Raw genomic sequence first — 19,545 nt, 5'->3', positions numbered from 1 at the left:
TTACCTCCAAAATCACATCTTTTACAATGATTCAATATCTCAATTTCTTTGTTTTCAAAAGAAGTTTGAACAAAATTAAAATGAATTTATTCTAAATGCACAACAGGTTATAATAATATAATTAGCAAAAAAGTTATATTTAATTATGATTACTATCAATCTATAAATAAGGGATCTAACACTTACTCAGAATCCATTAAAAGACCATTCTTATCTAAATTGGAATTTGAAGATGTAAATGATTCGATCATAAATGATTACAGGTTTGAGTATTATAATCCTGATCAAATGCCACATCGTTTATCATTCTCTCAGGATCTTTTAGGATACTACAACGGTTCAAACAATTCAAATTTTATATTCAATTCATTAAAAGATTATAATATTTTGCCGGATTATACTACAGTAAAACAGACGCCTGAAGAATTTAATAATTTTATACATAGTGTAACTGGAAATAGAAGACCCAACATTAATTATGCTACTAATGGATCGCTAAAGAAAATCATTTATCCAACAAAGGGCTATACATTATTTGAGTATGACGGAAATAGAACAGATATGAGAGAGACTGTTTATCCACCATATGACACAAGTTTAAGTATTCAGATTTTACCTGATATAAATAGTGCAATGAATCCTGTAACATACGTTAATAATGTAACTGTTCCTTTCGACCAGAATTTTTATATAACAGGTTATAATAATAGTAAAGAAAATATTGATCCTGATTCAGAAATTTGTCAACTAGATGCAATACATGATAAAAGTGCTATTAGTATAAATGAAGGCAGTCAACCTCTAACTATTTATACTGTTTCTGATATTGGAAATATATCCGAAAGTACCGGTAAGACATTCGCAATAGGAAACGAATATTTCTTTAATACAAATTCTCAGGTAAGAATGTATGCAAAACTTCAGGCTAATAAATCATATAACATCCGGTTGTCCAACAGAAAATGTATGACCAGTATTGTGAATTTTGCCTATTATAATAGTTTGCCATATGCAGGTGATTATATAGAAGCTGGAGGACTGAGAGTTAAAACTATCATAAACAAAGATTCTAATGACAATCAGATCAGTAAGAAAAGTTATGATTATGTAGATGGCTCTTATATTAATGGTAAACCATTATCAGTGCTTGACAAAAAGGATATTGAAGTGCAGATGTTGAGTGAGTCTGGTCTCAGCGTAGCGGATGTCGCATATACAAAAGACTATACGATGACTTCCGGAACACGAAATAGCCTTAAAAATTCATTAGGCGAATTCTATGCATACAGTAAAGTGAATGAATATGATTATGACAATAACAATGTAAGCAAAGGGAGAACAGAACACTTTTTTGATATTTATCAAATAGCCCCGCCCATCGCGATTCAGAATTATGATACATCATCAGGGAATTTTATAGAAATGGTTTCTAGTATTAATGAATCCAAGACAGTTTTCTTTAATAATCTAGATAAAATTAAGTCAATTTCCTACAATTATGGCTTAAACCAAAATTATTTAAATGAAAGGCACAATGCTTTTACTGCAAAAAAGACGCTTGAGATAAGATGTACCTCTTACGGAAGTTTTAACAACTCGACAGCATGTGGGGAAGGCGATGGTACTGGAGGAATTCATATCCCAGCAGATGATCGATGGTGGTCAATAATGAAGTCTTACAAAGGTGAAATTTGGGAAACATTAAATTCAAAATCTACGATAGATTATATGAGTGGCGTTCCCTTAACCACCACGACAGAATATTTCTACACCAACCCAGCACATTATCAATTAACAAGTCAGAAAACCACTTTTCCAGACAGCAGCGATCAGACAACAGATTACAGTTATGCCCACGAAAAGGGAAAGCAATTAATGATTGCTGCTAATATGGTAGGTATCCCATTAGTAACCGAAACCAAGAAAAACGGTAAGACCATTTCCAAAACAGAAACCATTTATCCCGATGTTTTACCCGATACCCAGACAGGAAATCTCTTAGTTCCAAAATCCGTATCATCGCTTGATCTGGTCACAGGAAACCTCTCTATTGAGGTTACTTACAATCAATACGACACCAAAGGCAACCTCCAGCAATACACCACCAAGTCAGGCGTTCCGACAGCAATCATCTGGGGCTACAACCAGACCCAGCCGATAGCTAAAATTGAAGGCGCAACTTACGCACAAGTCAGTTCCTTAGCAACAGCAACAACAGATATTATTACAGCCTCCGACTCCGATGCCTCAGCAGGAGTAAACAATGATGAGAGCACTTTTCTGGCCGTTTTGGATACATTCAGAAATGCATTATCTGGCTATCAGGTGACAACTTTCACTTATGATCCATTGATTGGTGTTAGAAGCATCACCCCACCATCAGGAATCCGTGAGGTCTATATTTATGATACAGCCAACAGGCTGCAAGAAATAAGGGACGTCAACGGAAACATCCTAAAATCCTACGAATACCACTATAAACCATAAAAACACAAATAAATGAGAAAACACATACTACCCATCGGTTTACTGTGTATAGCGGTAAACGGTTTTTCACAAACCATTCCAAGCTCTACGGAGAATTATGTATATACCAAAACCTATCTTGCTAAAGGTTCAGATACTATTCAAAAACCCGCTATGGAAACCATACAGTATTTCGATGGATTGGGAAGACCAAAACAGGTTTTGAATGTCAAAGCATCTCCTTTAGGCAATGATGTCGTTACTCCAATTATCTATGATGGATTTGGAAGACAAGTTCAGGATTATGTTCCTTTGCCACAATCCGGAAGTTCCAATGGGGCAATCTATCAGCAGAATCCCCAATCTGATCCTCCGGTTTCCAATCCCATATATCCCACTTTGTATCCATCGGAGACTATATTTTACTCAAAAAAAGTTTTGGAAGCATCTCCATTGGACAGAATCCAGCAACAGGTACAAGTGGGGAATGCCTGGAGCAGCAAGCCTGTAACCTTCGGCTATGAAACCAATACCGCCATAGAAGTCAAAAAATTTGTGACTACAACCACTTGGCCTAATAACGCCACCAGTTCTGTGCTCTCACAGACCACAAACTACGGCGCTGCCCAGCTCTACAAGAACACAGTGACCGATGAAGATGGCAATACTAGCATTGAGTTCAAAAACGGAGAAGGACAAACCCTTTTGGTAAAAAAAAATGACGGCACAAAAGATTCTGATACTTATTATGTGTACAATGAATACAATCAGTTAGCATTTGTAATCCAGCCGGAGGCTGCTGCAAAAACAATACTTTCCCAAACAGATTTGGACGAATTATGCTACCAATACCGATACGATGGACGAAATAGGTTGGTAGAGAAAAAAATCCCCGGCAAAGGCTGGGAGTATATGGTCTATGATAAAGCAGACCGATTAATCCTTTCCCAGGATGCCAACCTGAGGTTGCAGGACAAATGGCTCTTCACTAAATACGACACCTTCGGGAGAGTCATCTATACCGGAACCATCCCCGGCGGCGACAGGCTTAGTATGCAGAATCAGATCAATAATCTGGTGATTACGGAATCTCCAGACAGCACGGGCTTTGGAAAAAGCGGGATTACCGTTTATTATACCAATGGTTATTTCACTTCTATAGACAGCATCCTGTCTGTCAATTATTATGATACCTACCCCACAGGCACACCGCCAATCCCTGCAAGCATCCTTTCGCAGCCGGTATTGGCGCAAACGGGAAACCTCAGCACAAAAAGCCTTCCTACGGCTTCCTTTGTAAAGAATATAGAGGATGACAAATGGACGAAGAACTACACCTTCTACGATCAGAAAGGAAGACCCATAGGCGCGTATAGCTATAACCATCTGGGAGGCTTCACAAAAAGTGAAAGCCTGCTGGACTTTACAGGCGTTCCCCAAAAAACAATGACCTACCACAGCAGGAATAATCCAAATGTTATTACCGCTACCATTGAGGAAAACTTCACTTATGACAATCAAAACCGCCTTACAAAGCATACGCACAAAGTAAACACCGATGCCCCCGTGACACTTGCCAAAAATAAGTACAACGAGATCGGACAACTTACAGAAAAAGAAGTGGGAGGTGATCAGAATGGCAATAATCCGTTGCAGATAGTTAATTACAAGTACAACATCCGGGGCTGGCTGACGGGCATCAACAGCGGAGATATAGCCTACAATGCAGCAGACGAATCTTATGTTCTGAACAACGGAAAGCTGTTCGGGTATAATATCCGCTACAACGATCCCGAAAACCCTTCCCTGGGCGCTGCAAGATACAACGGCAATATTGCGGAAACAGACTGGATCTCAAGAGATGTGTCCCTGAAACGATACGGATATCAATATGACAGGCTGAACAGATTACTAAGAGGTAACTATCAAGATCCCGGAACCACATTGCCGGAAAGCCATCTCAATGATGAAATATTAACTTATGACCTCAACGGAAATATCAAAACCCTCAATCGCTTTACCAAAGGAAAAGTTACTGCCAACCAAATAGACGGACTTGTGTACCATTATGCCAATTCTGATGGCAGCAACCGTTTGATTTCGATTGACGATACGAAAAACAATATTTCCGGCTACGAAGGCGGCGGACAAGAGATGACCTACGATGCAAACGGTAACACCACAGCAATGCCGGATAAGAAAATCTCTGCGATTACTTACAATTTCCTGAACCTGCCAAAGCAAATCAACCAGAATGCCAACGTTACGAATTACTATTACAGGGCAGACGGTGTGAAAGTTAAAAAGAAATTTGTACTCACCAACTCATCAGGAACAAAAATCATCAATACCGAGTATCTGGACGGCTTCCAGTACTCCACGCCTAACACGGAACCGATAAGGAGTTCATTGGAAGAGCCGGATGACACCACAATAGCAGTAGCCAGTGCAGGCGAGCAAGAAGCCTTCTCAGCGGATATGGATAGAGCGATTATAGTAGCTCCGGGAGATACGCAAGCAGACAATATGATCCTTTCATTCTTCCCGACGGCAGAAGGTTTTTATGATTATGAAAATAAACGGTATATTTACCAGTACAAAGACCACCTTGGAAATGTTCGGGTATCTTATGTAAAAAGCAGCGCAGGCGATCTTGAAATAAGGGACAGAAATGATTACTATCCTTTTGGGATGAGTTTTCTGAAGAATGACGGCAATGTTTCTGTGTACGACCCGATGGCGATTCCTTATAATTACAAGTACAACGGTAAGGAGTTGCAGGAAACAGGGATGTATGATTATGGGGCGAGATTTTATATGCCGGATATCGGGAGATGGAATACAATTGACAAGTTAAGTGAGAAATATTTTTCTACTAGTACTTATACTTATGTTCTTAACCGTCCTACAGTTGCAGTTGACCCTGATGGAAAAAGAGTTTATTTTATTGGAGGTGCAGGAAACGATCAGGACGGTTGGAATTATATCAACCGTTGGGCAATAGCTTTTGCACAAAATGGCATAACCGATTTTTGGAGAGTGAATGCTTCCGCAGGAAAAAATGCCGATGTTGCGTTTACTGCAAATTTTAGAAATACAGGTTACGAGCAAGTAATGAGATCTCCAAATTCTGGTTATATGATTGGAGGATTGGCTCCTTCTATGGTTGCTACCAATGAGCAACGTCCTGTTCAGGATGATATGATTGATGCTACTGTTAGTATGTATCAACAACAATTAAAAGACAATCCTTTAAAAGAAGGAGAGCAATTTAATTTAGTTGGCTATTCTTACGGAAGTGTTTTACAGGCACAATCGGCATTAAGATTGGCAGATTCGGGACAGGTTATTGATAATTTGGTCTTAATAGGAAGTCCGATTTCTGACAAGTCTGATTTAATGAAGCAGTTGCAGGGAAACAAGAATATTAAAAATGTTACCCGTTATGATTTAAAAGGAGATTTGATTAGTAATCCAAAAGATATTTTACAATTTCTTAAAGGTGGTAAAGATGCAATTGTGCAAGGAGATGACGCACACCATTTTGATGCGGCAAGACCTGGAAACCAAGCCGATAAATTAATGCAAACAATAGTACAATGGCTACAACAACAAGGAGTAAAAAATTAAAAACACTCAATATAATAGTCTTTATACTGTGTTTGTTTCCCATAATATTAGTTAATACAATATCACGGGGGAACTTTATAGCAGGTCCAGTTTCTACATTTTTATTCGCTATTTTACTTTTTATTCAAGTGATTTTAATTTTAGTATCTATGAATAAAAGTGTCAGATTTATGACAATAGTTTTGTGTATAAATTTAGCAATATTGATTTTTATGTATTGGATACTTTATGGCTACATTTTTAATATGACATAAATATTTAAGGTATCCCCCTACTGGCGCGAGCGTCTCGCTCGTGCCGGTAGATAAAAAGAATCCGTCTCACAACTGAGGCGGATTTTATTTGGATATTAATGCAGGAATTTGTATATTTATATCTGATAATCAGATAGTTGTGTAATCCAAGGCAGGCGAGCAAGAAGCCTTCTCAGCGGATATGGATAGAGCGATTATAGTAGCTCCGGGAGATACGCAAGCAGACAATATGATTCTTTCTTTCTTCCCGACGGCAGAAGGATTTTATGATTATGAGAATAAATGTTATATTTACCAGTACAAAGACCACCTTGGAAATGTTCGGGTATCTTATGTAAAAAGCAGCGCAGGCGATCTTAAAATAAGGGACAGAAATGATTACTATCCTTTTGGGATGAGCTTTCTGACAAATAATGGCAATGTTTCTGTGTACGACCCGATGGCGATCCCTTACAACTACAAGTATCAGTCACAGGAATTGCAGGAGACGGGCTTCTACTCCTTCAAATGGAGAAATTATATGCCCGATGTAGGAAGGTTCTTTAATGTTGATCCGCTCAGTGAAAAATACAACACTTGGACTCCTTATGCTTTTAGTGGAAATAGAGTTATTGATGCAAGGGAGTTAGAAGGTTTAGAACCTTATATTGTTACAGGACGTGCTTTCATTCCACAAAAAACTCTTTCTAATCCAAAACCATTTACAGATACTAAATCTTTTGCAGGGGATAATAGAAACTCTTACAATGTAAATTCAACTTCTTATAGAACCGAACAAAAAGTCAGAGTTGATTTTGACAATAACAAAGTTACTCTTTTAAATAATAAAGCAAGTAGTTCTACTGGTTTTGACAAAAACGGCAAAGCAATAGAACACTCCGAATCAGCAAAAGCAGGACCAACTCCAACTTATACTCCTGGAACAATAAAAGACGGCTCAACGAGAATCCATATGGAAGTTGATGCATCTAATAAATTAGTTAGTGGAGCTCCTGCTATAAACTATGATGTAAATGTTACTATAACTCAACAGGAAAATGGTTCGCTTAATTACAGTATTGAGGGTAAAACTGATGGATTTCCTGCGTATGAATTTTTTATTACAGACGAAAAGACAAATAACTCCTATTTGATTTATGGCAGTAGTCCTACTGTAACAGGAGATAGCCCAACAGCTTTATTCCCACCAATGGAGAAAACCGTAGATAAAGCAGGCAATAGTGCATTTATGAAACCAACCGATGAAAAAAAATTCAAATAAATAATGAAGAAGAATTTAATATTAAAAGTTTTAGGATTATTCTACTTTGCAGTCGGAATGGTTTTACACATAAATATGATGTTAGAGAAATCTTGGCCAACTTATTTTTTCATTCTAATTTGCGTATTAGGAGTATTGTTAATAATAATATCTTTTCTTGCAAAAAATTTATCTTGGAAAATACAAGGAATTATAGGTTTACTATCTATCTTTATATTTTTACTCTTATTGTTTATTTAAACAAATCAAATAAATTACAAGGAATCCGTCTCACAACTGAGGCGGATTTTATTTGGTTATTAGAAATTCGCATATTTATATCTGATAATCACATAGTTGTGTAATCCAAGGTAGGCGAGCAAGAAGCCTTCTCAGCGAATTTGGATAGAGCGATGATAGTAGCTCCGGGAGATACACAAGCAGACAATATTTTTCTTTCATTCTTCCCGACGGCAGAAGGCTATTACGATTACGAAAACATGCGCTATATTTACCAGTACAAAGACCACCTTGGAAATGTTCGGGTATCTTATGTAAGTAACAGCGCAGGCGCTCTTGAAATAAGGGACAGAAACGATTATTATCCTTTCGGGATGAGTTTTTTAAAGAGTAATCAGGTAACATTGTATGATCCGATGGCGATCCCGTATAATTATAAGTACAACGGCAAGGAATTGCAGGAGACGGGAATGTATGACTTTGGAGCGAGATTTTATATGCCGGATATTGGAAGATGGGGAGTAGTGGATCCAGCCGCAGAATATTTCCCATATATTACACCTTATTCTTACGTTGTTAATGACCCAATCGGATATGTTGATAATGATGGAGAAATGCCTGGACCTGTAGGAGCTATAATAGGTATTTTCTCTGATTATATAATGCAGGTTGGTGTCAACTATTTTTTAGATGGAAAAGATTTCAGAACCTCTTTAACAGATGTTAGCGGTTGGTCACTAGCTGTTTCTGGTGTTTCAGGTTTTGCAACAGGAGGAATAAGCGCATTAACCAAAGCTGCTACAAGCGGTATAGGAAAACAAGCCTTAGTAAAAACTATAGATTTTGGTGTAGATGTTTTAGTAAGTACCGTTGAAAGTGCTGCTACGAATCAATTGGAAACAGGAGAATTTGACATTTGGAAATCATTTACTGGTGGTTTGCTTGAAGCTGGTATAGGTAAATTTATACCATTAAAATATGTAGATAAGCTTGAGAGTAAACTCGCTCGGAAGATGAATATTAGCGCAGAGAAGATGACCCGTTATAAAAATAGAATGCAGAATGATGCCAATAGAAGCCGAAGCACAAGAGCTAGAAATAACAGGAAATATGCTGAAAACAAAAAAGCCTATGAAAATTACACAAAAGCTCATGCTGGTGTAAAAATTGTAAATGATGCATATAAATCTGGAGGAGCTGAAGCCTTACAGAATATTGATTTATTCAAAAAAACGCCAGAAGAAACTAAAAAACCAACAGTTACAGTCGGTGAATTAAAAGGAGAAACAATAAGAGAATAATTATGTATAAGAATCAATATATTATAACAATTTGTGCAGTATTAGGTTTTTTGTATACTTTGTTTTTCTATTATCAAGACTCAAAATTAGAAAATCCCAGTATGCTGAAATCACATACAATTATTGAGCAAGGATGTAGAAATTCTAAGGGTAGTTCTTCAGTTCATATTAAATATAATAAGAAAATATATTATATAAGATTGGCAAATAAAGAATGTTTAAAATATCCTATAGGAACCGAAATACAACTTAGCTACAACGAACAATTTGATTATTTTTATAAGCCGGATGGATTAAAAAGAGATAAAAGAAGGCTTTTAATAATCGGTGTAATTTTTATTTTATCTATTATTCCTTGGAAAAAGATTATAAAAATAAAATCCTGATAGGGTTGTAAACACAAAAACCTCGCAAAATGCGAGGTTTTTGTGTTTTATAGTGTGGCTACATTTTTATTAAAGTATAGCGATTTACTTGTGTAATCTTCCCCAAAAACAGGAACGAAAATAAATATAGTTTTTAAATTTGGGAATATGAAAAACAGCAAGTTTACAGAAGTTCAGATTATCAGGATTTTGTCTGAACAGAATCAGGGAAAAACAGTGAACGAGATTTGCCGGGAATGTAATCTTCCCTCACTTATGCACATTCAAAAGTAGAGTTTTTTGTTAATAATTGATTGTTGTTGTTGTAAAAATTTTGTTGGAGTTTGGGTCGCAGCATACAATTACTTTTACAGGGCAGACGGCGTAAAAGTTAAAAAGAAATTCGTCCTCAGCAACGCCTCGGGTACGACCACCATCAATACCGAATATCTGGACGGCTTCCAGTATTCTACCCCGAACACAGATCCGATACGCCAAGCTCTGGAAGAGCCGGATGATGAAACAATGTCCGCATCCAAGGCAGGCGAGGAAGAAGCCTTCTCTTGGGATGAGGATAGGGAAATCGCCCTTGTCGATACAGGAAACCCGCCTTTGGAAGACAATATAATCCTTTCCTTCTTCCCGACCGCAGAAGGTTATTACGATTATGAGAATTTTCGTTACATTTACCAGTACAAAGACCACTTGGGAAACGTGAGAGTAAGTTATGTAAAGAACAGCGCAGGCGCTCTTGAAATAAAGGACAGAAACGATTATTATCCTTTCGGGATGAGCTTTTTGAAACCTTTTGGGCAGGTTTTGTAATCTTCCCATTCTTAGTAACACTCAAAAGCAGAAGTTTTTATAAAAAAAAATCCTTACGAATAATTTGAAAGTTGGAATAATTTTAGCTATAAATTCTTTTATAAAAACAAGCTCATTATGGATCTTTGCTTTGAAAATCACAAGTCCGGAAACGGCGGCTACATCTCTTTGAAAAATGAGGTGGAGGAAATTGGACGGCTTACTTACACCATTGTTCCTGAACTGAAAAAATTGATTGTAAGTTACGTGATGGTTTTCCCTAAGTTTGAAGGGAAGGGTTTCGGAAAAAAGCTCGTGGAGAAATCGGTAGAGTTCGCACGGAAAAACGGATGGACAATCAAAGCACGCTGCTCCTACGCCCATTCTGTCCTCAGCAGAAAAAAAGATGTTGAAGATGTATTTGTTTCTTAAGTCTGCAAAAACGTAATAAGTACAATGTACAGAGTACGATGTACAATATAAATGTCATTACCAAAAAAATTCCGAATCATTCGCGATTCGGAATTTTTATATTTTAAAGTAAATTGTACTCTTTACATTATACATTGTACATTTTACATTGCATTTACCTATTCATAGACATCAGGAATTCCTCATTGTTTCGGGTGCCTTGGATTTGTTTCTGTACAAATTCCATCGCTTCCAGCGGATTCATATCCGACAGATATTTTCTCATAATCCACATCCGCTGCATCGTAGCCTCGTCCAACAGAAGATCGTCTCTTCGTGTGCTGGATGAAACCAAATCGATTGCGGGATAAATACGTTTGTTGGCAATTTTTCTGTCCAATTGCAATTCCATATTTCCCGTTCCCTTGAATTCTTCAAAAATAACTTCGTCCATTTTGGAACCTGTATCGATCAACGCGGTTGCGATGATGGTGAGCGATCCGCCATTTTCGATTTTTCTGGCCGCTCCGAAGAATCGTTTCGGTTTGTGAAGCGCATTGGCATCCACACCGCCGGAAAGGATTTTCCCGGATGCCGGTGTCACGGTGTTATAAGCTCTTGCCAATCGGGTGATGGAGTCCAAAAGAATCACAACATCGTGACCGCATTCTACCATCCGTTGTGCTTTGGAGAGTACCAGATTGGCGACTTTCACGTGCTTATCGGCGGCTTCGTCAAAGGTGGAGGCAATGACTTCTGCATTGACACTTCGCTGCATATCCGTCACTTCCTCCGGACGTTCGTCTATGAGAAGTACCATCATATAAGCTTCCGGATGGTTGGCGGAGATCGCGTTGGCAATATCTTTGAGCAAAATTGTTTTACCCGTTTTTGGTTGAGCCACGATCATCGCTCTTTGGCCTTTCCCGATTGGTGCAAAAAGATCGACAATTCTGGTAGAAAGTGTGGAACCTTTCCCTGCGAGATTAAATTTTTCCTGAGGAAATAGCGGCGTCAAGTATTCGAAAGCTACGCGATCTTTGATAAAAGCCAAATCCCGACCGTTAACCTCCGTTGGTTTCAATAGAGAGAAATATTTTTCCCCTTCTTTTGGCAATCGTACGGAACCTTTCACGGTGTCGCCGGTTTTCAAACCATAATTTCTGATCTGGTTGGTAGAGACGTACACATCATCCGGAGAAGAGATATAACTGAAATCCGAAGAACGCAGGAATCCGTAATTGTCGGGCAGGATTTCCAAAACGCCTTCTATGGTAATCAATCCATCAAAGTTGAATTCCTTTTTTGGGGAATTGTCCTGTTGGCTTTCGGATATTTCTTTTTGATTGTTTTGTTGGGAAGCGTTTGGGTTTTGTGTTTTTTGCTGACCTCTGTTGTTGGTCTTTTGCTGCTGACGGTTGTTGTGCTGCTGTCTTTGCTGGGGGATTGGTTCCGCCGGTTTGTCGTCAGCTGTGGGAGCGGGTTCTGGCGTGGCTGCCGTTTCCGTAATGGTATTGGCGAGCACGGTTTCCTGATTTTCGGAGGCCGTAGATCTTGCTCTTTTCGGCTTTCTCTTTGGCTGCGGCAGATTGGTGTTTGTGGCGTTCTCGGTTGCCGCTGTATCGGCCGCCGCGGGGAGTGCTTCTGAGGCCGGGAGCTCCGCTTCTTGCCGAGGTTTTTCTGCCGGTTTTCTGCCTCGTTTTTTAGCAGGTACAGCTTTTTCCTCAGAATTTTCTTCTATTGTGTTATTCATATTTTCCTGATTGGCGTTTAGATAATCTTTAATGATTTTTGGGTTGGAAGCCTGATAGTCCAGAATGGCGAAAACCGTTTCTTCCGGGGAGCTTTTCTTTGCCAAATTGACGCCTAAATCTTTAGAAAGTTTGGTCAATTCCTCATCGGATTTGGACCGTAGCGTTTCAATATTAAACATATAATGCGTAAAAAAGTAAATTTATTTTGTAAAAGATAAGAATGAAAACCAGGCGGTTATCATTTTTAATAGGTAATTACAATGCAAATCTACATTAATTTTTGAATTGAGCAAAAATTATTTTATTTTTGCAGACAATTTGTTCCCTTTCTAAGAAAGAGATTAATCGAAAAAATGTTACAAAGAATACAGACAATCTGGATGTTGTTGGCAGTTTTGGGTGCGTTGTTCCTCAATCTTAGCGCTCAGGATTTTGATATTATAGGAGGAAAAGTGACGATTAATATTGCGACCGTCTTGTTAATCATTTTAGGATTGCTAAGTATTTTCAGTTTCAAAAACCGCAAAAGGCAGATTTTGCTGAATAACATCGGCATATTTATAAACGCTTTGTTGATTGGTTTTTTGATTTTTTGGCTACAAAATTTATCCGGAGGAATCAGATTTCCTGAGAAGGGTATTGAGCCGGTTTTCTCGGTAATCGCGATGATATGTTTGCTGTTGGCAAATGTGTATATCAAGAAAGATGAGAGGCTCGTAAAATCTGTGGACAGACTTCGATAAAACCTTCGACGATTTTTTTGAGTAAGAACAGCTTCTTTATAGAGGCTGTTTTTTTTTGGAAATGTATCGGAAATTAATCTATCAAAGGAATCGAAATATCCATAATTTTTATGAGTTGGAGGTCATCAAATATTGCGCTCCGGTAATTTTCAATTCTAATCGTTTTCACAAGGGACTATTTTATTTTTCTGTAATTTTGCAGTTCAATTTTTTTTAATGAAACCATTTCACCGAATTCTAAGATTAGCCCAGCCTCATCAGAAATATCTTTGGGGAAGCATGCTTTTCAACATCCTTTATTCTCTTTTGCAGATATTTTCTATCGGAACATTGTTGCCCATTCTCAGCGTAATGTTCGGAACCGTCGAACGAGTGGATACTTCAAAAATCCCTGTCTGGAATGGCAGAATTGCAGATTATTTCGGATTTGTAAAGGACTGGGCTTATTACAAGATTCAGATCAATATAGACGAGTACGGTGGCGTGCAAGTTTTGGCTGTTCTGTGTGGCATTACGGCTTTCGCTTTTTTGCTCAGAAATATTTTCAGATATGTTGGTTCTTATTTTTTGGTCAATTATAGAGTTGGGATTACGAAAGATCTTCGCACAGCGATGTACGATAAATTCCTAAAGTTGCCCGTTGCCTTTTTCACAGAACAGCGAAAAGGCGATATGATGTCTCGGATTTCCAATGATATTGGCGCGGTAGAAAGCGGCATTATGGGATCCTTGGTCGATATTGTCAATTCGCCGTTTATGATAATCTCCTCCATCACGGCCTTATTTTTATTATCACCAAAACTCACCTTGTTCTCACTAATCGTTTTTCCCATTATGGGATGGGTGATTTCTTGGATCGGAAAAAGCCTCCGAAGACAGGCAAAATTCGCTCAGGAAGAATTGGGAAACCTCTTCTCCTTGGTAGACGAGACTTTGAAATCTGCAAAGGTCATCAAGATTTTCAATGCCGATAGAATATTGAAAAACAGATTCAATGAAACCACCAATAAGTGGCAACATCACACCATTTCCATGAGCCGGCGGCGGGAACTCGCCTCTCCGATGAGTGAATTTCTCGGATCTGTGACGATGCTGCTCATCACTTGGTACGCAGGCACAGAAATCCTAGACGGCACCAACAAAGATCCCGCTACTTTTCTCGCGTTTATCGCCGTATTTTTTCAGGTGCTGGATCCCGCAAAGCGCCTTTCAAACGCCGTCTCGGCGATTCAAGGAGGTATGGCAAGTTTGGAAAGAGTCTCGGAAGTTTTGGATTATGATTTAAAAGTGGAAGAAGTGGCCAATCCCACAAGAATTTCGGAACTGAAAGATAAAATCGAATTTAAAAATATTGGGTTCTATTACGACAAAACCAATCTGATTCTCAAAAAATTCTCGATCATAATACCAAAAGGAAAAACCGTCGCATTAGTAGGACAATCGGGAAGCGGAAAGACCACAATTGCCAATCTGCTAGCCCGCTTCTACGACGTATCCGAAGGCGAAATCCTAATTGACGGTCACAATATCAAAAACCTAAAACTGACGGATTACCGCAAGCTTCTCGGGATGGTGACTCAGGAATCTGTCTTGTTCAATGATACTGTTTACAACAATATTTTGATGGGAAATCCGGATGCAACGGACGAACAAATCGTAGAAGCTGCCAAGATTGCGAACGCCCACGAATTTATTATTCAGTTGCCGGAAGGTTACCACACCAACATCGGTGACGACGGCAACAAACTTTCCGGCGGCCAAAAACAAAGAGTTTCCATCGCACGAGCTGTTCTGAAAAATCCACCAATTATGATCTTAGACGAAGCTACTTCTGCATTGGATACGGAGTCTGAACGATACGTTCAAGATGCCTTGGAAAAAATGATGGAAAACCGCACCTCACTGATCATCGCCCACAGGTTATCGACGATCCAGAAAGCAGATCACATTGTGGTAATGGAAAAAGGGGATATCATAGAGCAGGGTACACACCAAGAACTGATGGAGCGCAACGGAACGTACAGAAAATTGGTTGAACTGCAGAATTTCGATTAGTGATTAAATAGTTAAAAAAAACTTGAGCGATAGCGAAATACAAAAAAAGTTTATTGAAATCAACTTCAATAAACTTTCTTTATCTTTAATTATATCGGCCTTCCAAAGATTTTACCAGCTATTTTTGACTATTAAAACCTGAATGGTCTGTTTCGGAGAAATTTCTTATTACTTATGGATTTGCAGTCTTGAGAACGGCAGCAGCATACTCTCTATTCATTCTGGCAATGTTTTCCAAAGAGATTCCTTTAGGACATTCGACCTCGCATGCGCCCGTGTTGGAGCAGTTTCCGAAGCCTTCTTCATCCATCGCTTTTACCATATTCAGTACCCTTCTGGTGGCCTCCACACGGCCTTGTGGCAACAAAGCAAATTGCGAAACCTTGGCACCTACGAATAACATTGCAGATCCGTTTTTGCAGGTCGCAACACATGCGCCGCAACTGATGCACGCAGCGGCGTCCATCGCTTTGTCTGCATCTTCTTTTGGAATCGGTATCGCATTGGCATCCAACGTATTTCCCGAAGTATTGACAGAGACAAATCCGCCTGCAGCCATAATTCTGTCGAATGCAGATCTATCGACCACCAAATCTTTGATGACGGGGAAGGCGGCGCTTCTCCACGGTTCGATATGGATGGTTTCGCCATCTTTGAAATGACGCATGTGCAGTTGGCAGGTGGTGATCCCAGTATCCGGGCCGTGCGCTCTGCCGTTGATGTAGAGCGAGCACATGCCGCAGATTCCTTCGCGGCAATCGTGATCGAAGGCCACGGGATCCTTGCCGTCGTTGATCAACTGCTCGTTCAGGACATCCAACATCTCTAGGAAAGAAGAATCCGTAGAAACATCAGATATTTTATAAGTTTCGAATTGGCCTTTCGTTTTGTTGTTTTTTTGTCTCCAAATTTTCAGCGTAAGATTTATGCCTTTTTTTGCACTCATTATGTATATATTTTTGAATGGAGATTATCTAATTTTTTGCTGGTTTATCTGCATTTTGGAACTTCATATCTGCTGTCAAAACTTTTATCTTCTTAGAATTAGAAGTTTTTAAAGATTGATATTTTTCCAAGCCACTTTTAATATTTTCTGTTTTATCATCGGTAGCAGGTACGTAGATTTGTTTTTTTGCTCCTTTTACTACTTGGTAGAAGGTTCTCTTATCTCGAAATTCGTTTGGATTCAGAGGATTAAGACTCACTTGCGCAATAAAAGCACCCATCTGTCCTTCGGCGTTCAAGACATAAACCGCATTGGGTTCTAAGTTGGCCTCTACAAAGTCTCTGTTTTCAGAAGTTGCCCAAAAAACATGAGCACCAGGATCACATTCATAAACCATATATTTAAAGCCAGAAAGCGCTCCTAAAAATCTATCCTTGTCGTAGATTCTAAAATTCAACAGCGGGCCTGCACCAGTTCTCAAGATGTAAACCAAAGATTTACCATCTCTTGGTTTGTCAATTTCTTGTGTTGTGATTTTCTGCGAATAAGCGGTCGAAAAATTAAACATCAAGACCAGTAATAGAAATAATTTATTTGATATTTTCATTTTATTTGTAGCTTCTTGCTTTTAGTTCAATATTTTCATACACAAGATCTTCTTTGTGTACCACCGACTGGTTGATGTCTTGCCCTTTGTATTCCCACGCAGCCACGTATTTGTAATTCACATCGTCGCGAGCTGCTTCGCCTTCCGGCGTTGCGTGATCTTCACGGAAATGGCCGCCGCAGGATTCATTCCTCTCCAAAGCATCGATGGCAATCAGCTGTCCTAATTCCAAGAAATCTGCGACTCGGAAAGCTTTTTCCAATTCGGGGTTCATATTGTCTGCCTCGCCGGGAACCCGCACGTCTTTCCAGAAGTTATTTCTTACTTCCTCGATTTCTTTGATGGCTTCTCTCAGGCCTTCCGGCGTTCTTCCCATCCCAACTTTGTTCCACATAATATGTCCCAATTGTTTATGAAAATGATCGACACTGTGCGTTCCTTTGTTGGTCAAGAAGAAATTGATCTTGCCTTTAATCTCTTTCTCGGCTTCATTGAATTCCTTAGTATCGGTAGGGATTTTTCCGGTTCTGATATCTTCTGATAAATAGTCGGCAATCGTGTAGGGTAAAACGAAATATCCGTCTGCCAAGCCTTGCATTAAAGCAGAAGCCCCAAGTCTGTTGGCACCGTGATCGGAGAAGTTGGCTTCGCCAATGACGAAACATCCCGGGATGGTGGATTGAAGGTTATAATCTACCCAAACACCACCCATCGTGTAGTGAACAGCGGGATAAATTTTCATCGGCGTTTTATAAGGATCATCAGCGGTAATTTTTTCGTACATTACGAATAAGTTTCCGTATTTTTCTTCGATCCAAGCTTTCCCAAGATCATAGATCTGCTGATCGGTAGGGTTGTGAATGTGTTTTTCCAATGCGGCTTCTTTTCCTTTTTTTATGATTTCTGTAGAGAAATCCAGGAAAACACCTTCTTTCGTATCGTTATTTTCGATGCCGTATCCTGCGTCGCAGCGCTCTTTGGCCGCTCTGGAAGCAACGTCACGCGGGACTAAGTTTCCGAACGCCGGGTATCGTCTTTCCAGATAGTAGTCTCTGTCCTCTTCTTTTATATTTTCCGGCTTCAATCGACCTTCTCTGATGGCCACGGCATCTTCAATTTTTTTCGGAACCCAGATTCTTCCCGAGTTTCTAAGGGATTCCGACATCAATGTTAATTTAGATTGCTGTGTGCCGTGAACCGGAATGCAAGTTGGGTGGATTTGCACGAAACAAGGGTTTGCGAAATAGGCTCCTTTTTTATGAATCTTCCACGCGGCAGAAACGTTGGATCCCATAGCGTTGGTGGAAAGGAAATAGACATTCCCGTAGCCTCCCGAAGCGATGACCACTGCGTGAGCAGAATGTTTTTCGATTTCTCCGGTTACGAGATTTCTGGCAATGATTCCGCGCGCTTTTCCATCGACGATGACGAGATCCATCATCTCGTGACGGTTGTGCATTTTGATTCTGCCTTTGCCGATTTGGCGGCTCATGGCAGAGTAGGCGCCTAACAGCAATTGCTGGCCGGTTTGCCCCTTAGCGTAAAACGTTCGCTTTACCTGAACACCGCCAAATGAACGGTTATCCAGTTGGCCGCCGTATTCTCTTCCGAATGGTACGCCTTGCGCCACACATTGGTCGATGATATTAGAAGAAACTTCTGCCAATCTATAAACGTTGGCTTCTCTGGCGCGGTAGTCTCCTCCTTTTATCGTATCATAAAACAGTCTGTAAACGGAATCGCCATCGCCCTGATAATTCTTTGCTGCATTGATGCCGCCTTGCGCCGCAATGGAGTGTGCTCTTCTGGGAGAATCTTGGTAGCAGAATGCCTTCACGTTATAACCTTGTTCTGCGAGAGTGGCTGCAGCAGAACCGCCTGCCAACCCCGTTCCTACTATGATGATATCTATTTTGTCGCGGTTGTTTGGCGCCACCAAGTTGAGGTGATCTTTATGATTTTTCCATTTGTCCTTGAGTGGACCGGCAGGAATTTTTGAATCTAAACCCATAATTTATTTTTATTGCGTAACGAAATGATAAATTGCGATGATGATAAATCCTAACGGAATAAGCACAGAATACCAGTTTCCAAATGCTTTGATAAACGGCGTGTACTTGGGGTGTCTTGCACCAACAGACTGGAAAGACGACTGAAACCCGTGTGCCAAATGCAGACCCAAAAGTATAAAAGCAATGATGTATAGGACAACTCTCCATATATCGTGGAATTTATAATGCATCTCTTCCCAATATCGTAATTCGTCGGGATTATTTCCCTGAATATACTTGTAGCCAATCTCCGGAAGCCAAAAGTCGTAAAAATGCAGGGCGAGAAATGCTAAAACTACTGCACCGGAAATAATCATATTTCTAGACATCCAAGTGGAGTTGGCAGAACCTTTATTCATAGCATATTTCACGGGTCTGGCATTGTTGTTTCTAATTTCTAAGACAAATCCCATTACAAAATGGAAGACGACCGCAAAGATCAAAATCGGCTGCATCAGAAACTGAACCGCCGGATTGTAGCCCATAAAATGTGAAGCCGAATTGAAATTGTCTTCACTGAAGATTGAGAGCAAATTGGTGGACAAATGAATCACCAAAAAAATCAGCAAAAACATTGCTGAAAGTGCCATAGCATATTTTCTGCCTATTGAAGACGTAGTCCCTGCCATAATTCTGTTGTTATTTGAATTTTCACAAATTTAGAAAATAGTTGACCGA

General features: G+C 39.5%; 15 protein-coding genes. 10 read left to right on the top strand and 5 right to left on the bottom strand.

Going from position 1 to position 19,545, the window contains the following annotated elements:
• Positions 1–219 precede the first annotated feature (219 nt).
• From DTW91_RS04300 to DTW91_RS04270, 8 genes are all read left to right on the top strand, one after another.
• Positions 220–2,487: a hypothetical protein gene (locus DTW91_RS04300; RefSeq protein WP_125202183.1), complete on the top strand. Its 2,268-nt coding sequence runs from the start codon at positions 220–222 to the stop codon at positions 2,485–2,487.
• 12 nt (positions 2,488–2,499) lie between these two features.
• Complete coding sequence (locus tag DTW91_RS04295; RefSeq protein ID WP_125202182.1) at positions 2,500–6,096, top strand: DUF6443 domain-containing protein; 3,597 nt, start codon at positions 2,500–2,502, stop codon at positions 6,094–6,096.
• 435 nt (positions 6,097–6,531) lie between these two features.
• Complete coding sequence (locus DTW91_RS04290; RefSeq protein ID WP_125202181.1) at positions 6,532–7,611, top strand: DUF3238 domain-containing protein; 1,080 nt, start codon at positions 6,532–6,534, stop codon at positions 7,609–7,611.
• 392 nt (positions 7,612–8,003) lie between these two features.
• The gene (locus DTW91_RS04285) at positions 8,004–9,131 is read left to right on the top strand and encodes an RHS repeat domain-containing protein (RefSeq protein WP_125202180.1); all 1,128 of its coding nucleotides are present in this window, start codon (positions 8,004–8,006) and stop codon (positions 9,129–9,131) included.
• A gap of 2 nt (positions 9,132–9,133) precedes the next feature.
• A complete protein-coding gene (locus DTW91_RS04280; protein ID WP_125202179.1) occupies positions 9,134–9,517 on the top strand; it encodes a hypothetical protein in 384 nt (127 codons plus the stop codon).
• A 147-nt stretch (positions 9,518–9,664) separates the two neighbouring features.
• Complete coding sequence (locus DTW91_RS13050; RefSeq protein WP_410493722.1) at positions 9,665–9,790, top strand: transposase; 126 nt, start codon at positions 9,665–9,667, stop codon at positions 9,788–9,790.
• Between the two features lie 6 nt (positions 9,791–9,796).
• On the top strand, positions 9,797–10,321 hold the full coding sequence (locus DTW91_RS04275) for a hypothetical protein (protein ID WP_125202178.1): 525 nt from the start codon (positions 9,797–9,799) through the stop codon (positions 10,319–10,321).
• A 117-nt stretch (positions 10,322–10,438) separates the two neighbouring features.
• Entirely contained in the window at positions 10,439–10,732 is a 294-nt protein-coding gene (locus DTW91_RS04270) for a GNAT family N-acetyltransferase (RefSeq protein ID WP_125202177.1), read from the top strand.
• A gap of 154 nt (positions 10,733–10,886) precedes the next feature.
• Here DTW91_RS04270 and rho read toward each other — a convergent pair whose 3' ends face one another.
• Positions 10,887–12,644: a transcription termination factor Rho gene (gene rho, locus DTW91_RS04265; protein ID WP_125202176.1), complete on the bottom strand. Its 1,758-nt coding sequence runs from the start codon at positions 12,642–12,644 to the stop codon at positions 10,887–10,889.
• 174 nt (positions 12,645–12,818) lie between these two features.
• Here rho and DTW91_RS04260 point away from each other — a divergent pair, with 174 nt between their 5' ends.
• Positions 12,819–13,208, top strand: coding sequence for a DUF4293 family protein (locus tag DTW91_RS04260; RefSeq protein WP_125202175.1), 390 nt, complete (start codon positions 12,819–12,821; stop codon positions 13,206–13,208).
• A gap of 216 nt (positions 13,209–13,424) precedes the next feature.
• Entirely contained in the window at positions 13,425–15,263 is a 1,839-nt protein-coding gene (locus tag DTW91_RS04255) for an ABC transporter ATP-binding protein (RefSeq protein ID WP_125202174.1), read from the top strand.
• Positions 15,264–15,435: 172 nt separating this feature from the next.
• Here DTW91_RS04255 and DTW91_RS04250 read toward each other — a convergent pair whose 3' ends face one another.
• From DTW91_RS04250 to DTW91_RS04235, 4 genes are read right to left on the bottom strand one after another with little or no spacing between them, the layout of a single operon-like run.
• Positions 15,436–16,209 (bottom strand): succinate dehydrogenase/fumarate reductase iron-sulfur subunit, encoded by a 774-nt coding sequence (locus tag DTW91_RS04250; protein WP_125202173.1) that lies wholly within the window; start codon positions 16,207–16,209, stop codon positions 15,436–15,438.
• Positions 16,210–16,237: 28 nt separating this feature from the next.
• Positions 16,238–16,816, bottom strand: coding sequence for a hypothetical protein (locus DTW91_RS04245; RefSeq protein ID WP_125202172.1), 579 nt, complete (start codon positions 16,814–16,816; stop codon positions 16,238–16,240).
• Between the two features lies 1 nt (position 16,817).
• Entirely contained in the window at positions 16,818–18,827 is a 2,010-nt protein-coding gene (locus DTW91_RS04240) for a fumarate reductase/succinate dehydrogenase flavoprotein subunit (protein ID WP_410493721.1), read from the bottom strand.
• Positions 18,828–18,836: 9 nt separating this feature from the next.
• Complete coding sequence (locus tag DTW91_RS04235; protein ID WP_125202170.1) at positions 18,837–19,496, bottom strand: succinate dehydrogenase cytochrome b subunit; 660 nt, start codon at positions 19,494–19,496, stop codon at positions 18,837–18,839.
• Between the last annotated feature and the right edge of the window lie 49 nt (positions 19,497–19,545).

The sequence above is a fragment of the Chryseobacterium sp. SC28 genome (assembly GCF_003932955.1).
Lineage (GTDB): Bacteria > Bacteroidota > Bacteroidia > Flavobacteriales > Weeksellaceae > Epilithonimonas.
This window is presented reverse-complemented; position numbering and strand designations above follow the sequence as displayed.

Excerpts from the sequence above, each read along its gene's own strand:
- DTW91_RS04250 (WP_125202173.1), bottom strand. The coding sequence starts at position 16,209 with ATGAGTGCAAAAAAAGGCATAAATCTTACGCTGAAAATTTGGAGACAA.
- rho (WP_125202176.1), bottom strand. The coding sequence starts at position 12,644 with ATGTTTAATATTGAAACGCTACGGTCCAAATCCGATGAGGAATTGACC.
- DTW91_RS04295 (WP_125202182.1), top strand. The coding sequence starts at position 2,500 with ATGAGAAAACACATACTACCCATCGGTTTACTGTGTATAGCGGTAAAC.
- DTW91_RS04290 (WP_125202181.1), top strand. The coding sequence starts at position 6,532 with ATGGATAGAGCGATTATAGTAGCTCCGGGAGATACGCAAGCAGACAAT.
- DTW91_RS04245 (WP_125202172.1), bottom strand. The coding sequence starts at position 16,816 with ATGAAAATATCAAATAAATTATTTCTATTACTGGTCTTGATGTTTAAT.
- DTW91_RS04280 (WP_125202179.1), top strand. The coding sequence starts at position 9,134 with ATGTATAAGAATCAATATATTATAACAATTTGTGCAGTATTAGGTTTT.
- DTW91_RS04270 (WP_125202177.1), top strand. The coding sequence starts at position 10,439 with ATGGATCTTTGCTTTGAAAATCACAAGTCCGGAAACGGCGGCTACATC.
- DTW91_RS04240 (WP_410493721.1), bottom strand. The coding sequence starts at position 18,827 with ATGGGTTTAGATTCAAAAATTCCTGCCGGTCCACTCAAGGACAAATGG.
- DTW91_RS04255 (WP_125202174.1), top strand. The coding sequence starts at position 13,425 with ATGAAACCATTTCACCGAATTCTAAGATTAGCCCAGCCTCATCAGAAA.
- DTW91_RS13050 (WP_410493722.1), top strand. The coding sequence starts at position 9,665 with ATGAAAAACAGCAAGTTTACAGAAGTTCAGATTATCAGGATTTTGTCT.
- DTW91_RS04260 (WP_125202175.1), top strand. The coding sequence starts at position 12,819 with ATGTTACAAAGAATACAGACAATCTGGATGTTGTTGGCAGTTTTGGGT.
- DTW91_RS04235 (WP_125202170.1), bottom strand. The coding sequence starts at position 19,496 with ATGGCAGGGACTACGTCTTCAATAGGCAGAAAATATGCTATGGCACTT.
- DTW91_RS04285 (WP_125202180.1), top strand. The coding sequence starts at position 8,004 with ATGATAGTAGCTCCGGGAGATACACAAGCAGACAATATTTTTCTTTCA.